Here is a 14,791-nt window from a genome sequence, read left to right on the forward strand (position 1 = left end):
CTTATCCTAGCTTCTTTTTTATAAGCTCGTAAGCCTCATTTATCTTATGAAATCTCTCAACCCCTCTTTCAAGCTCTTCCTTGCTTACATTATTTGCGTTTAGTATATCTGGGTGGTATTTCTTAGCTAACTCTCTATATCTTTTTTTAAGCTCGTTTAAAGAAGCATTTTTATCAAGCTCTAAAATTTTATAAGCCTCATCTAAGCTCATAGCCTTTGAGTTTGCATTTTTTCTAGAGCTTATACCCTCTATAAAGGCTTTAAGCTCATACTCACTGACGTAAAAGGCTCTTGCTATTTCTCTTAGCATTTCTTCTTTTTTAGCATTCATTTCCCCGTCTATAAATGCCATAAAAACAAGTAAATTTAAGACATTTAAAAATTCTTTTTTTGCCAAGGGCACTTCTTGAGTAAATTCCCTTGCCACCATAAAAACATCGTTTATATTGTCTTTGTGCTCATTAAAGGTAGCCTTTAAAAAGTCCCTTTCTCTTTTATCTCTGGCGTTTGCGTCTAAAATTTGAGAAATCATATCGGCTTCATTTTCGCTTACCCTGCCATCGCTTTTTGCAATCTTAGCTAAAAGAGCGATAACATAGTAATTCATTCTCTTTTTATACTCATCTATCCTTTCTTCTATCATACCCTCTTTAAAGCCCTTTGCAAAGCCTTTTATGCCGCTAAAAACATCATTTTTTCCCCAAGTTTTAAAATACCAGTAAAAGGCTAGTATGGCTAAAAGTATTAAAATAAAACTCATAAAAGCTTCCTAAAACTCTCAAAATACACCTTTTTAAGCTCATTTAAAGGTAATTCTATACTATCTAGCTTAAAGGTGTTATTATCTACACTTTGTCCTAGGAAAGTAGCCTTTATATCAAGGTCAGCACAAAGCTTTAAAAACTCTTCTTCATCTTTTAAGGCTACTACCGCCCTACTCGCACTTTCGCTAAAAAGCAAGGCTTCATCTTTAAAGTTTGCATCTAGCTCACAGCCCACGGAAGAATGCGCAAAAATTTTAGCCAAGGATATAGCTAAACCACCCAAGCCTACATTATTAGCACATTTTAGCAAGGATTTTTCATTTGCTTTTTGTAAAAGCTCTAAAAGTGCAAGTTCTTTTTCATACTCAAGCTCTCTTAGCTCTCCTGCTACGACATTATCCTGCACTTTTGCTGCTAAGGAGGCTGAAAAATCCTCTCTTGTATCGCCTAGTAAATAAAGCCTAAGTCCGGCCTCATCTATATGCGATTTTATGCCTTTATTTTCATTTGAATTTAAGCCAACACAAACTATGGTAGGGCTTGGATATATGCTTACGCCCTCTGTTTCATTATATAAAGAAACATTTCCACTTGCTACCGGAGTGTTAAGTCTTTCACAGGCCTCTTTTATGCCCTCACAAGATTTTGCAAACTGCCACATAACTTCAGGATTTTGTGGATTGCCAAAATTTAAACAATCACTTATGGCTAAAGGCTTTGCACCCGCACAAGCTACCTTTCTAGCAGCACTTGCTACATTTAAAGCAGCTCCTATTTTAGCATCTACATAAACTAAGCTTGAATTACACTCACAAGCCATTGCTAAAAGAGCCTTATTTTCCTTTACTCTAATTAAAGCTGCACCGCTTTTTCCGTGAGCTTTTATGGTATTTGCTTGCACTGTATGGTCATATTGCTCGTAAATAAAGCCCTTATCGCAGACATTTTCATTAGAAAGCATTTTTAAAAAAAGCTCTTTAGCACTTTGCTTTAGCTTAAATTTATAGCTTTTTATCTCGTCTAAATATTTTGGCTTAGCTACCTTTCTATCAAGCATAGGAGCATTTTCGCTAAGCTCATTTATAGGCAAAAGTCCCACAAGCTCTCCGTGCCAAAAAAGCTCCATTTTATCTCCACTTATAACCTCGCCCACAACGGCACAGTCTAAATTCCACTTAGAAAAAATTTCTATAATCTTATCTTCAAAGCCTCTTTTTACGCACAAAAGCATACGTTCTTGCGATTCGCTAAGCATAAGCTCGTAAGGATTCATACCCTCCTCACGCATAGGCACCTTATCTAAAAAAAGCCTCATACCGCTTTTGCTTCTCCCTGCCATTTCAAAAGAGCTTGATGTAAGTCCAGCTGCACCCATATCCTGTATGCCTATGAGATAATCAGTTTTAAAAGCTTCTAAACAAGCTTCCATAAGTAGTTTTTCAGTAAATGGGTCTCCTATTTGCACAGTTGGTCTTAATTTTTTGCTTTCTTCATTGAAACTATCACTTGACATAACAGCTCCGCCAAGCCCGTCTCTACCTGTTTTTGAACCTGCATAAAGCACTAAATTTCCCTCGCCCTCAGCCTTAGCGTAAAATATATCCTTTATCTTGCAAACTCCAAGTGCAAAGGCATTTACTAAGATATTACCATTAAAGCAAGGATCAAAATTTGTCTCGCCACCCACAGTTGGTACTCCAACGCAGTTTCCATAATGTGAAATTCCACTAGCTACGCCTTTTACAAGATATTTTTGTTTTTTTGCCACCTTTTCATCTTTTAAATCCCCAAATTTCAAGGAATTTATAGAGGCTACAACCCTAGCTCCCATAGTAAAAACATCTCTAAAGATACCACCAACTCCAGTAGCTGCTCCAGCAAAGGGCTCTATAAAGCTTGGGTGATTATGACTTTCTACCTTAAAAACAGCAGCCATACCCTGCCCTATGTCTATAACTCCTGCGTTTTCTCCGGGTCCTTGTATGAGCCAAGGAGCCTTTGTTGGGAAATTTTTTAGGTATTTTTTGCTAGATTTGTAAGAACAATGCTCACTCCACATAGCAGAAATAATGCCAAGCTCAAGTAAATTTGGTTCTCTACCTAAAATCCTTAAAATTTCTTCATATTCCTCATCGCTTATTTTATGTGCCTTTATAGTTTCTTTATCCATATAAAATCCTTTCATTTTCCTAGGCAAAAATTAGAAAACATCTCATCTAAAAGCTCATCATAAGAAAAATCCTTAGTAAATTTAGCTATCTCTTTTATGGCTAAATTTAGCTCAAAAGAAAAGAGCTCCAAGCTACTTTCATCAAGCAAGTCTTTTGCTCTAAAAATAGCCTCATAAGCATTCTTAAAAGCTTGTAATAAGCTTTGATTAGATACTAAAATATCCGTGCTATCAAGGCTATCTAAATACTTTATAAGCTCGGTTTTTAGGCTGCTTATGTCCTCATTTACACTAAGCTTTAAAAAATTTATATCAGCTTTAAAGTTATTTTCTAAATCGCACTTATTTAAGATGTAAAAAATCTTTTTATCACTTTTTTGCAAAAGGCTTAAAAGCTCATCATCTTCGCTATCTTTAGCCCTTGAGTTATCAAAGATAGCTAGTATAATGTCTGCTTCTTTAAGCTGTGCCTTGCTAAATTCAATACCTTTTTTTTCTATCTTATCATCAGCCTTTCTAATGCCCGCTGTATCTATAATCCTTACTAAATGAGTGCCTAGCAAAAGCTCTTCTTCTAAAAAATCTCTAGTAGTGCCAGCCTCGTTTGAAACTATGGCTCTTTCATAGGCTAAAAATTTGTTTAAAAGAGAGGATTTGCCTACATTTGGCTTTCCAAGTATGGCTATTTTAAAGCCTTTAATCAAACCCTGTCTTGACTTAGAAAGATCATAAATTTTTTTTAAGGTATTTGCATTATCAAAACACATTTTTTCAATCTCAGCTAGTAAGTCTTTAGGTAAATCATCATCTGCGTAATCAATGCTAGTTTCCACAAAGGATATGGTTTTAACTAAATCAAGTCTAATTTTTTCTAAAAGCTTGTTTAAATCGCCCTTTAAGGATCTAGCTATTATCTTAGCTGAATTTATGGACTTTGCTGAGATTAATTCCTGTATGCTTAAGGCTTTTAGCAGATTCATCTTGCCATTTAGCACGGCTCTTTTGCTAAATTCGCCCGGATTTGCAAGTCTTGCACCGCAACTTAAAACTTCATCTAAAATAAGCCTGCACACAGCAAAACCACCGTGAGTTTGAAACTCAACCACATCTTCTCCTGTGAAGCTAAATGGTGCTTTAAAATACAAGATTATAGCTTCATCCATAAAAGTTCCATCTTTTTTATATAGTTTAGATAAAGTGGCGTATCTGGGCTTTAGAGCTTTTTTCTTGCTAAATTCTAAAGCAATATCGTAAGCCTTGCTGCCGCTAAGTCGCAATATGCAAATAGACCCTATCCCGTAAGCGGTGGCTATCGCTGCTATAGTGTCTTTATCACTCATTTGTTTTTTTATAAAAATCGTTTATAACTATAAATCTTTGTTCGCCTTGTTCTTTAATGCCAACATATTTATCTGGAAAAGCATTTCTAAGCTTTTCTAAGGCTATTTTTATCAAAACTCCGTCCAAGTGCTTTGTCTGCGCTTTGCCATTTTGTTCTACTTTGTTTATAACGGAAGTTATGTAATTTTCTATAGCTTGAGTTTGGCTTTCAAGAAACTGCGCTATCTCAAGCCTAATTAAAAGCTTGTATTTTGAATTTATCCAATTGTGCAATATATAAGAAAGCGCCTTGTATCTGTGAGCTTCCTTACCTATCATCAAGGCCACATCCTCTCCGTCAAATTTAATCAAAATACAGTCTTTATCATAAAAACTAAGTTCTTGTAAGCTTACATTAAAACAAGACTTAGAGAATAGATTTTCGATTTGAACCCTAATCTCATCCAATAAATCCTCAGGATTTCTATCTAAATGCCTTTCCCTGTGAAAATCATCAAAAATTTCATCACTTTTTACAGAATATTTTTGCTTACTTGGTTTTTTTTCTTCTTGTTCGCTTTGTTCTTGCTTAACTTGTTCTACCTTATAAGCAGACTTTTTATCGAACTTTTGTTTTTTGTCTTGATGTTTTTTCTCATTTTTTCTTTTAATTTTTCTAGCCTCTATAATGGCGTTTTTTCTGCCTATACCTAGAAAACCTTTTTTTGGGTTTTGCAAAATTTCATATTCCAAATCCACGACAGAGCAAGAGAGCTCGTTTGAAGCCTTAATCAAGGCAGATTGTAAATCAATAGCTTCTATCCTCATTTTGTATTCTCGCTTTCTTTATGCTTGTGTTCTTTTTCAAAAAGCTTATTAATAACCCATTGTTGTATCAAGGAACAAAGATTGTTTATGAACCAATAAAGCGTAAGCCCGGCTGGAAATGTTATAAAAAATAAAATAAATACCAAAGGCAGATACTTCATAATCTTAGCTTGTAAAGGGTCTTGTATAGCCATAGGCGTGATATGTTGTTGTAAAAACATAGTAAGACCCATAAGTATAGGCAAGATAAAATAAGGATCCATCACTGATAAATCATTTATCCACAAGGCCCAAGGTGCGGATTTTAGCTCGATAGCATTTAGTAAAACCCTATAAATAGCAAAAAAGATAGGAATTTGTAAAAGTATAGGCAAGCACCCTGCCATAGGATTTGCCCCGTGCTTTTTATAAAGCTCCATCATGTGCATATTCATCTTTTGAGGATCGCCCTTGTATTTATCTCTTATATCTTTCATCTTAGGCGCTAAATCTTTTAGCTTATTCATAGAAATCATAGACTTATAAGTAAGAGGGAACAAGACCAAACGCACGATTAAGGTCATCACCACAATAGCCCAGCCCCAATTTCCTATGTAAGTGTGCAAGAAATTCAAAAAGTCAAACATAGGCTTTGCTATAAAGGTAAACCAGCCATACTCAACCACCACATCAAGTCTTTCATCTATGGCTCTTAAGATACTATGCTCTTTAGCACCTATGTAAGCACCGCTTTTAAATTCGTTTTGAGAGTATGCAAAAAGGACTGAATTTCCTTCATTGTCCTTGCTTACCGTAATATTTAAAGGAGTGGCAAAATTATAAAAAAATGCAGAATAATATCTGTCAAAGGCCGAAGCTACATTGATATTTGCTAAATTTTCATCACTATCTACATCGCCGTCTTCGTAAGTGTGTATGGTATCTTGATTATCTAAAAGCAAGGCTCCATGCACTGTAAAATTATCCACAGCCACAGCAGGCCTTGAACCCGGGCTTATAAAATATGCTGAATTTGCACTAAGCTTTACATCCACATCGTAATTACCAAGTTCGTAAAAGGTCAAAGTCTTAGTAACTACTAGGCCATCTAAATTTTGAGTTAAACTCAATGTAGCACTTGAATTTGCATCTATTACAAGCTCTTTTTTATCTGCAATATATGGTGTTTTAAAGGCCAAATCATTAACTTTTGTATCTATAAATCTAAGCTCTAAAGGTAAGGTGTAAGCCTTGCTAGATATCACTTCTACGAATTTTGAGTTTTCATCTTTGTATTTTGCGTCTAATAACTTAAAGCTAGAAATTCTACCTAAATAATCAATGCTGGCTTCAAAATGCTCGCTTTTTATCTTAGCTATGATGTTTTGCGTGCCTTGCGTGCTGCTACTAGGGGCTGCAACTTGGGTATTTAAAGCTTGGTTTTGGGTAGCTGCATTAAGCTTTGGGGCTGCATTTTGTACATTTTGGCTTATATTGTCTGCTGTTGTGGCATTTACTGTAGCATTTTGCTCAAACTGCGGTTTCATAAAAAATTCACTATAAACTATAAAGAACAAAAATGATAAAGCCACCGCTATAATCACTCTTTGTTGTTGTTTCGAATCACTTTGTCTAATCACTGTCTTCCTTTAAATATATTTTTAACTATATAAAATTCATTCTGTTTGTAAGGAACATAAAAAAATTCTATTTTCATAGAGGGTTTGTAAGGGCTTAATTTAAAGCTATTTTTCTTGATTAGCGGATAGTCAAAACCTCCGCTGTTGTAGGGGTTGCACCTTAAAATTCTAAAAAAAGTAGCAAAAAATGCTATAAGGATATTTCTTTTTCTAAACTGCCACACAGCATACTCAGAGCAGCTTGGATAAAAACGACAAGACCTAATTTTATACGGACTAATGTATCTTTGATAAAATTTCAGCAAACTAAGTAAAATCAATCTAGGCATTTTAATTTCTTAAGTCCCCATTTTGTGTTTTTTTTAAGCTCTAAAAAAGACATGGTGCAAATATCACTCTTAGCTACTAAGATATATCTGCCAAATTCTAGTTCTGTTTTTAAGCTAAAAAAAATTTCTCTTAAAAGCCTCTTTGCTCTATTCCTTTGAACAGCCTTGCCAACTTTTTTACTCGCTACAAAGGCTACCTTCATACTCTCGTAAGGTTCATAAAATATCAAAACTCCACAACAATGCCATTTTTTAGCATTCTTGTAAAGCTCATCAAATTCCAAAGCATTATTTATAATGCTTACATCTTTTATACGGCTAATCTTTTTCTGCCCTTAGCTCGTCTTGCGTTTATTATCTTTCTGCCATTTTTTGTTCTCATTCTAATGCGAAAGCCGTGAGTCCTCTTTCTAGGGGTATTATGTGCTTGATATGTTCTTTTCATAAAATTTCCTCTCTTTATAAAATAAAACTGCGATTATAGCATAATTACTTAAAACTATGTTTAAGAAGCTATTTTTAAAATTTAGATGATACAATACAAAGTTTTTAAAGGAGTTTTAATGTTTAAAATAAAAGAGCTTGAAGAAAAGGATTTAAGCACCTTAGTTGCTATGTTAAAAGAATTAGCTGAGTATGAAAATATGCTTGATGAGTTTAAGTGCGATGAAAGCATACTAAAAAAATCATTGCTAAAAGAAAAATACGCACAGGCCTTAATCTTAGAATATGATAACAAGCCAATAGGCTATGTAATTTATTTTTTCAATTTTTCATCATTTTGGGGCAGAGGTGGAATTTACCTTGAGGACTTATACATAAGAAAGGAATTTAGAAAAAGAGGTTTTGCAAAAGAGGTTTTTAAATATCTAGCCAGAATTTGCAAGGAAAAAGACCTAAAGAGAATAGAATGGGTTTGCTTAAGGGATAATGATTTGGGCATAAATTTTTATGAAAAATTAGGGGCTAAAGATATGAGCGTAAAATGGCTTACTTACCGTTTGGATGGCGAAAATTTAGAGGCCTTGCTTTAATGCTTAAAAAACTACACTATCTAAAAGCCTTTGGATATGAATTTTTACAAGATACAAATAAAAATTTTAAGAATTTAACTTACGAGGATTTAAAAGAACAAATTTCTGCTTGCCAGCTTTGCTATTTGTATAAAAAAAGAAAAAACACCCCCTTTCCCAAAGATGTTAAAAAGGTGGATTTGTTTATCATAAATAGCTTTATAAGCAAGGAGGAAAACGAAAGTGGCTGTGTTCTTAGCTCAAAAAATGGCTTAAAACTTCAAGATTTTTTACAAAAATACCTAAATTTAACCGTAGATGATTACTATATAAGTTATCTTTATAAGTGTTTTTGCGAGGGTAAAAATGATGAACTTGCCTTAAAAAACTGCTTGCCATACATACAAAGCGAAATTTTTTTGCTAAAACCAAAAATCATCTTATGCTTGGGGGAAAATACCTTTAGCTCCCTTGGTTTTAGTAATTTTAAGGCATTAAGAGGAAATGCTTTTATCTTTTTAAACACTTGGTTTTTGACAAGCTTTGATATGGATTTTATCTCAAAAAACCCGAGTTTAGAGCAAGAATTTATAGATGATTTAACGAAAATAAAAGCTTTTTTGTGAAACAATTATGATTTTTAAAGGATTGTTTATGCTTAGATTTATTTTTTTATCTTTATTTGTAGCATTGTTTAGTGCTTGTTCGGTCAAAACCACTACGAAAATTGATACAGTTATAGTCCCTGAGGATATCATTACGCAAAGTTCTAAGGAAAAACTAGCCATAATAATACCGGAAAAAGTCTTGCGTTCTTACACTAAAATAATTGTAAATTCAGCCTTAGCGTATAATTTAAGACAAGAAAGCAACTTGCATGTTGAGGTTTTTTTAATAGGCACAGAGGATGAAAGAACTATCATACAAAAACTAAGACAAATAGAGTCTTTAGGATACAGATTTGCCATAGCAGCATTTACCCTAAAAGGCTTAAACGCTCTTGAAAAAGCGGATACAAATATGTATTTTTATATACCTACCATACATAAGAATTTCACAAATACAAGCAATGATAAAATTTATTTTGGTAGCATAGATTACAAAAACCAGCTAAGCACCTTGTTAAAAATTTCAAATTCCTCAAATATAGCTAGTTTTTATGATAATTCAGCCCTTTCTACAAGCCTAAATTCAAGCCTACTAGAGCAAGTTCCAAACGCTAGAACATACAAGATAGAGGATAAAAAGATAAATTTTAAAAATATCTTATTCTCAAAAGGTTCTTTAAACGGTGCAAATATATTTTTAAACACGCCTATAGTAGAAAGTGCGATAATAAGCTCACAACTAAGAGTGCACAAAACAAATGCGAACAAGCTTTTAGCTACGCAGATTGGCTACAACCCTACCCTACTTAGCCTAACTCAAATCAACGATAGAGCAAATCTTTACATAGCAAATTCAATCTCAAATGATGATGAGGCTTTATCCTACCTAAATGAGCTTTTAGAACAAAGCATAGATTATAATTGGGTGGCTTATGCAAGTAGTGTGGGCATTGACTTTTTCTATACTAATTTTATGAATACAAGTGCAAAAAGTTTATTTGACGAAAAGATAGAGGATAATCAAGTCGTATACGATGTTAAGATTATGAGAGCCTTAGGCTTAGGATTTAGCGAAAACTGAGGCAAAAGCCTTTTTTATATCCTCGCTCATTGCAGCAGCCTTGGAGTTTTTCACGAAAACTAAAGTAAAATTGGCCTCAAATATCTTTTCGCTATCCTTAAAAATCTCTTGTTTCAAGATAAGCGAGGCCTTTTTAAGCTCAACTAAATAGCTTTTTACTTCCAAAACATCGCCTAATTTTGCAGATTTTAAAAACTTACATTCTGCTTTAGACACTAAAAAATGCCCCTTATCTTTATCAAAAATTTCTGGCATTTTGTCAAAAAAGGCTTCTGACCTTACCCTTTCGCAGAAATTTAAATACCTGCTATGATAAACCACGCCTCCAGCGTCCGTATCCTCGTAATACACTCTTATTTTCATAGACTTAAATCCAATTATCTGCTTAAATTTGTATCGTTTAAAAGATCTTTATAAGCCTTGCAAGCATCCGCAAGACCTAAATCGCAAGATATACCAAAATTCCTTTTAGCCGCGCTTCTATCCTTTTTTTCATTAAGATAAAAATCAGCCAAGACAAGGCAAGCTTGCGCGTCTTTTAAGTCGCAAGCCTTTGTATAGGCTCTTTGCGCCTGAGCTTTATCCTGTCTTACTAAATCGCCATTTGCATACAAAAGCCCCATGCTAAGACAAGAGCTAGCATCATCTAAGTCACAAGCTCTTTTATGAAACTCAAGGGCTAATTCCCCATCCTTTTTCCTCTCATAAAATGTAGCCAAAGTCTTGCAAGCATTGCTGTGCTGCAAAGAGCAAGCCTTGTAAAAATTTAAACTAGAATTTTTTGTATCTGCCTTAGAATCTAAAAGTAAGGCTAGGTTAAAACAAGCATTAGAAAGCTTTGCATTACAAGCTTTATCATAATAAGACATGGCCAAATCATCATTTTTACTAAGTCCTTGAGCATTTTCATACATATAGCCCAGCAAAAAACAAGATTTAGCGCTTGCTTTATCCTCGCATAAAAAAGTTAAAAGAGGTACGGCCTTACTATAATTTTCAGAATTATAATACCCAAGGGCTGTATCAAAATCATTAGCAAAAGAAAAGATAAAAGATAAAAGATAAATGCAAAGAATTTTTTTCATAACAAGCTCCCAAAATCATTTCTTACACTCAAAAGCCATTGTTTGCGTTTGGAATTTTCAGCTTTTTTGTCCTTTATGATATCAAGTTTTTGTAAAATTAAAGCTTTAAAATTTTGTATATATTCTTTATAAATTTTTAGCATAACAGGCTTATTTATAAGCAAGGTTTCAAATTCATGAACATTAAGCTCTGTTAAAACCCTTTCATAAATTTCATTTAAGCTTGGATAATAAAGGCTAAATTCAGTACTATCAAGCTCGTACAAGCTCTTGCTTGCGTTTATCTTTCTGCTGAAAAAGGCAAGGCTTAATTTTGTAGCGTTTTCGTAGTTTGCAAAGGCCTTTAAATTCAGCTTTTCAAAAAACAAATCAAGCTCTAATAATCCCTTAAAAAGCTCATCTTTAAAATCCTTTGCAAAGAGTTGATTAAGTGATGAGGCAAAGCTTTGCAAGGTTGAAAATATTGCATCGCTTTGCAAGATTGAGTTTGGCTGTATATTTGTATATCTTGAGGAAAAAAGCAAAAGCTTCTCATCCAAAAAGCTAAAAATTTGATTAAATTCATCTTTGCAGCGATTAAAATCATCATTGATAGCCTTTTTCATCTTTTTAAATTCTTTACTTAAAACATCACTATTATAAAACATGGCCAAAAAGGCATCATCGCTTGAAATAAACGCTAAATTATACTCGTGCTTAGCAAAGCAATTTTTATGCAGCAAAGAGCTTTTTTCTTTATAATAATAAGCCTTTTTTTCTTTTATATTGGCTAGAATTTGCTTTGAAATTTTCTCAGCCACGGTCTTTAAATTTAATAAAATTTGTTGATTTAGTATGGAAATTTTTTCCTCTAAATGCTTATGATTTGAGCTTAAAAAACTTTCAAAATCACTTAAAATAAGCTCTAGGCTATCATAAATATTATCTAAGAAAACAAATTGCTCATCTAAAATTTGCAAAAGCTTGTTTAATCTTGTTTTTATGTAGCTTTTTTTAAGACTTCGTTCATCCAAATTTTCTAAAAAATCAAGCAAGGCTTTAAAATTTGATTTCTCATAAGTGCTTTTATCTTTAGCCTCTTTGCATGAAATAGCAATGATTTGCGAAAAATACTTAGAAAAAACCTCTTTGCTATAATGCATAATCCTTTGCAAATCCTCATCGTTTAATCTATCTTTTTGATTTAAAACACAAATACTTTTATCAGAAAAAAGCTCTAAATTTGCCTTTATGCTATCTTCTTCGCTTTTTTTGCCAGCATTGTCTATTAAAGATAGCCATATCAGTGCATGAAAAGACGATAATTCATCAAAAGTGCTAAGGCTGTCAAGCTCATTTGCATTAAGCCCCGGAGTATCAACCAAAGTAAGCTTTTTTAAGAGTTTTATAGGCGCAAAAACATGCAAGGACTTAGCTTCTTTGGTATCGCTTAGTCTTTGGTCTGTAAATTTGTGAATTTCATCAATGTTTAGCAATTCATCACTGCCATCCATATACTCAACCCTTAAGCAGTAAGTATCAGCATATCTTAAAAAAGTAGGCTTAAACGTAACTGGCACAAGCCCTGTAGATAAAATATCTCTTTGAAGGATTAAATTTAACAAACTTGACTTGCCGCTTGAGAACTGCCCCACAACGCCTACTTTTATATTTTGCGAAAGTGAAGCTAATAATAAATCAAGTTCTTTTTTAAAGGCTGAGCTAAGATGCATAAAAGGTTCATTTAACCTAGTAAAAATGGCTTGTAGCTGCCCTTGCAAGCTGTCATCAAAGCTTTGATTGTATCTTTGATTATAAGAACTTATAAAGCTAACAACGGTTTCAATTCTCATAAAAGCTCTCTTTCTAAAGCATTAAGCAGGTCTAAATTTTGCAAATTTTGCTCTAAAATTCTTTGACTTTGTTCTATTTTATCTGCACCGTCAAAGGAAGTTAAGGTTTTTAGCTTTAGCTCTTGGGTGCTTTCATAAGCTTTTAATTTTGAATTAATAAACTGCACAAAGTCTTTATTTAGCTCAAAATTTTCTAATAAATTTTTAAAATCAAAACTCTTAAAAGCCTCTTTTATCTTATCCTCAAGCTTTAAATTGTCTTTTTCTTTAAAAGCCTTTTCTAAATCCATACGAAAAGCAAAATAATTTTGCGAAGAAAGTATTTCTTCTACATTTTGATTTAAATTTTCTTTAAAATTTTCGTATTTATCCTCTAAATTTGCGTCTAAAAATTTGTATTTTAAAGCCAAATTTGCCAAAAGCTCTTCTGTTTTTTTCAAATTCTTAAATTTAAGCTCTCTAAAAAGGTCTAAAAGCCCGTCTTTAAAGGTGGTATCTAGGATGCTTAACATCCTTTGCATGGATATATTTTGCCTCTTATTTAGACAGTAATTCATCTCATCGCTTAATTTTTGAGTGATTTTTTGAACAAGCAAAAACAAAGAATTATCAAGGCCTGCAAGATTATCCTCCAAGCCCTCTAGTTGTTTTTGTATATCAAGCTTAGCCTCTTTTAAAGCCTTTTCCTCTTGTCTTAATTCATTTAAAAGCTTTGCGTTATCATAATCAAGGCTATTAATCTTAGTTTTCAACAAGGTATTTTCAAGCTCTATTTGCTCTTTTACGCTTTTGTTTATTAGATAAAGTTCTTTTTTATATGATTTTAAGATAAGCGAACTTTTAGTGGATGAAAAAAGGTGATTTAAAAGATAATTTTCTAGCTTTGCAAAAGAACTTTTTTCAAAGTCTTCTTTGCTAGCTTCGCCCTTATAATAAGCGTTTGCCAATTTAGAGCTAATAGCTAAAAATTCAACTTTTTCAACCAAAAATTCACTTAAATTATGCTCTTTTAAACGCTTTTTTAAAGTATTTTTTGTGTAATTTACAACCTCTTTTAAATTCTCATCATCCACCAAATCAGCCTTTGTAATCAAAAGCAAGATAGAGCTATTGCGAGAATTTGAAATGGCATTAAGCAAAAAATCGCTATCTTTTTGACTAAGACTTTGCGAGGCATTCATAAGGTGGATTAAAAAATCACTTTTTTTCACAAAGTCACTAGTTACAAGCTCTCTTTGCACAAAAACATCATCAAGCCCCGGTGTATCCACTATTTCTATGCCATCTTTTAAAAAGTCTAGCGGGTAAAATAATTCTATCTTTTTAATCAGTGCTGAAATTTGATTTTTAGCCGAGCTAAAATTTTTAAGCTCTTGTAAAGAAATATCCTTTATCACAGCCTCATCTTTTATATAAAGCTTGCTTTCTTCTTGTAAAAAATCACTTAAAGCCAAGCTTGAAAGTATGCTTTGCCATTCTTTTTTACTCCAAAAATAAATCCTAGCCCTACTCTTTTCATCATATTTTAAAACAGTCAAATTCGCTGTTTCTGGTATGTTTGATACGCCTAAAATTTCATTTTTTAAAAGAGCATTTAGCATACTTGACTTGCCAGCATTCATAACCCCTGTTATGGCCACTACAAAATGAGTATTTGTAAATTTATCTTTTGCTAGTTTTAATCTTTGTTTTATATTTTCGTCTTTGCTTAAAAGTGCTAATTTTTCATTTATTTTATTTAGTTCGTTAAAACTTGAGTTAAATTCCGTCTTTTTATCATAAGTCTTGGTTTGCAAAGCTTTTAAAAAAGATATCATATCATCTTGTTTTGATAAATTTTTTAAAAGCTCTAAGGCCTTAATAATGTCGTCTTTTAAGAAAAACCCAGCTTTTATTGAATTTATAGACATCACCTGTGCAAGTTGTATAGAGTAAATGTCAGCTCTTAAATCTATCTTGCTTAGTAAAAATTCAAAGTCTTTTAAACTTAAGTATCTTTCGTAATTTTCAGCATTTGCACTTAAAAGTATGGCAAGTTCTGATGCATCAAGCAAGGAAGTATCGTTAAAATTTGAAGATAAATCAAGATACAGTAAGTGTTTTTTCCATATCTTTTGTAGAATTTCAAGCATAAATCCCCTT

The 14,791-nt window shown here is 33.0% G+C and carries 15 protein-coding genes; 3 read left to right on the top strand and 12 right to left on the bottom strand.

All coding sequences use genetic code 11. The annotated features are described in order from the left end of the window. Nucleotide 1: 1 nt before the first annotated feature. The 8 genes from CAV_RS04515 to rpmH are packed head-to-tail and all read right to left on the bottom strand — an operon-like array spanning nt 2 to nt 7,475. On the bottom strand, nt 2–760 hold the full coding sequence (locus CAV_RS04515; RefSeq protein WP_094325313.1) for a tellurite resistance TerB family protein: 759 nt from the start codon (nt 758–760) through the stop codon (nt 2–4). Next, complete coding sequence (gene purL / locus CAV_RS04520) at nt 757–2,934, bottom strand: phosphoribosylformylglycinamidine synthase subunit PurL (RefSeq protein ID WP_094325314.1); 2,178 nt, start codon at nt 2,932–2,934, stop codon at nt 757–759. The genes CAV_RS04515 and purL overlap by 4 nt, the downstream gene beginning before the upstream one ends. Before the next feature lie 11 nt (nt 2,935–2,945). Beyond that, entirely contained in the window at nt 2,946–4,274 is a 1,329-nt protein-coding gene (gene mnmE, locus CAV_RS04525) for a tRNA uridine-5-carboxymethylaminomethyl(34) synthesis GTPase MnmE (RefSeq protein ID WP_094325315.1), read from the bottom strand. After that, a complete protein-coding gene (locus CAV_RS04530) occupies nt 4,267–5,082 on the bottom strand; it encodes a Jag N-terminal domain-containing protein (RefSeq protein WP_094325316.1) in 816 nt (271 codons plus the stop codon). Before CAV_RS04530 ends, mnmE begins: the two co-directional genes overlap by 8 nt. Beyond that, nucleotides 5,079–6,701, bottom strand: coding sequence for a membrane protein insertase YidC (gene yidC, locus CAV_RS04535; RefSeq protein ID WP_094325317.1), 1,623 nt, complete (start codon nt 6,699–6,701; stop codon nt 5,079–5,081). Before yidC ends, CAV_RS04530 begins: the two co-directional genes overlap by 4 nt. After that, nucleotides 6,698–7,030, bottom strand: coding sequence for a membrane protein insertion efficiency factor YidD (yidD, locus tag CAV_RS04540; protein WP_094325318.1), 333 nt, complete (start codon nt 7,028–7,030; stop codon nt 6,698–6,700). Before yidD ends, yidC begins: the two co-directional genes overlap by 4 nt. Beyond that, nucleotides 7,018–7,314: a ribonuclease P protein component gene (gene rnpA / locus CAV_RS04545; protein ID WP_094325319.1), complete on the bottom strand. Its 297-nt coding sequence runs from the start codon at nt 7,312–7,314 to the stop codon at nt 7,018–7,020. Before rnpA ends, yidD begins: the two co-directional genes overlap by 13 nt. Before the next feature lie 26 nt (nt 7,315–7,340). Beyond that, the gene (rpmH, locus tag CAV_RS04550; RefSeq protein WP_094325320.1) at nt 7,341–7,475 is read right to left on the bottom strand and encodes a 50S ribosomal protein L34; all 135 of its coding nucleotides are present in this window, start codon (nt 7,473–7,475) and stop codon (nt 7,341–7,343) included. Between the two features lie 118 nt (nt 7,476–7,593). On the opposite strand from rpmH, the gene CAV_RS04555 reads away from it, so the two are divergent. From CAV_RS04555 to CAV_RS04565, 3 genes are read left to right on the top strand one after another with little or no spacing between them, the layout of a single operon-like run. After that, nucleotides 7,594–8,064: a GNAT family N-acetyltransferase gene (locus CAV_RS04555; protein ID WP_245807379.1), complete on the top strand. Its 471-nt coding sequence runs from the start codon at nt 7,594–7,596 to the stop codon at nt 8,062–8,064. Then, on the top strand, nt 8,064–8,669 hold the full coding sequence (locus CAV_RS04560; protein ID WP_157676322.1) for a uracil-DNA glycosylase family protein: 606 nt from the start codon (nt 8,064–8,066) through the stop codon (nt 8,667–8,669). The genes CAV_RS04555 and CAV_RS04560 overlap by 1 nt, the downstream gene beginning before the upstream one ends. Before the next feature lie 28 nt (nt 8,670–8,697). Beyond that, nucleotides 8,698–9,732, top strand: coding sequence for a hypothetical protein (locus CAV_RS04565; protein ID WP_094325323.1), 1,035 nt, complete (start codon nt 8,698–8,700; stop codon nt 9,730–9,732). Here the strand turns inward: CAV_RS04565 and CAV_RS04570 are convergent. From CAV_RS04570 to CAV_RS04585, 4 genes are read right to left on the bottom strand one after another with little or no spacing between them, the layout of a single operon-like run. Beyond that, nucleotides 9,712–10,095, bottom strand: a complete 384-nt coding sequence (locus CAV_RS04570; RefSeq protein WP_094325324.1) for a YbgC/FadM family acyl-CoA thioesterase — start codon at nt 10,093–10,095, stop codon at nt 9,712–9,714. The genes CAV_RS04565 and CAV_RS04570 overlap by 21 nt on opposite strands. Before the next feature lie 14 nt (nt 10,096–10,109). Beyond that, entirely contained in the window at nt 10,110–10,817 is a 708-nt protein-coding gene (locus CAV_RS04575; RefSeq protein WP_094325325.1) for a tetratricopeptide repeat protein, read from the bottom strand. After that, the gene (locus tag CAV_RS04580) at nt 10,814–12,649 is read right to left on the bottom strand and encodes a dynamin family protein (protein WP_094325326.1); all 1,836 of its coding nucleotides are present in this window, start codon (nt 12,647–12,649) and stop codon (nt 10,814–10,816) included. Before CAV_RS04580 ends, CAV_RS04575 begins: the two co-directional genes overlap by 4 nt. Then, on the bottom strand, nt 12,646–14,781 hold the full coding sequence (locus tag CAV_RS04585; RefSeq protein ID WP_094325327.1) for a dynamin family protein: 2,136 nt from the start codon (nt 14,779–14,781) through the stop codon (nt 12,646–12,648). The genes CAV_RS04580 and CAV_RS04585 overlap by 4 nt, the downstream gene beginning before the upstream one ends. Nucleotides 14,782–14,791 lie beyond the last annotated feature (10 nt).

Origin of the sequence: Campylobacter avium LMG 24591, from assembly GCF_002238335.1 — a bacterium.
Classification (GTDB): domain Bacteria; phylum Campylobacterota; class Campylobacteria; order Campylobacterales; family Campylobacteraceae; genus Campylobacter_D; species Campylobacter_D avium.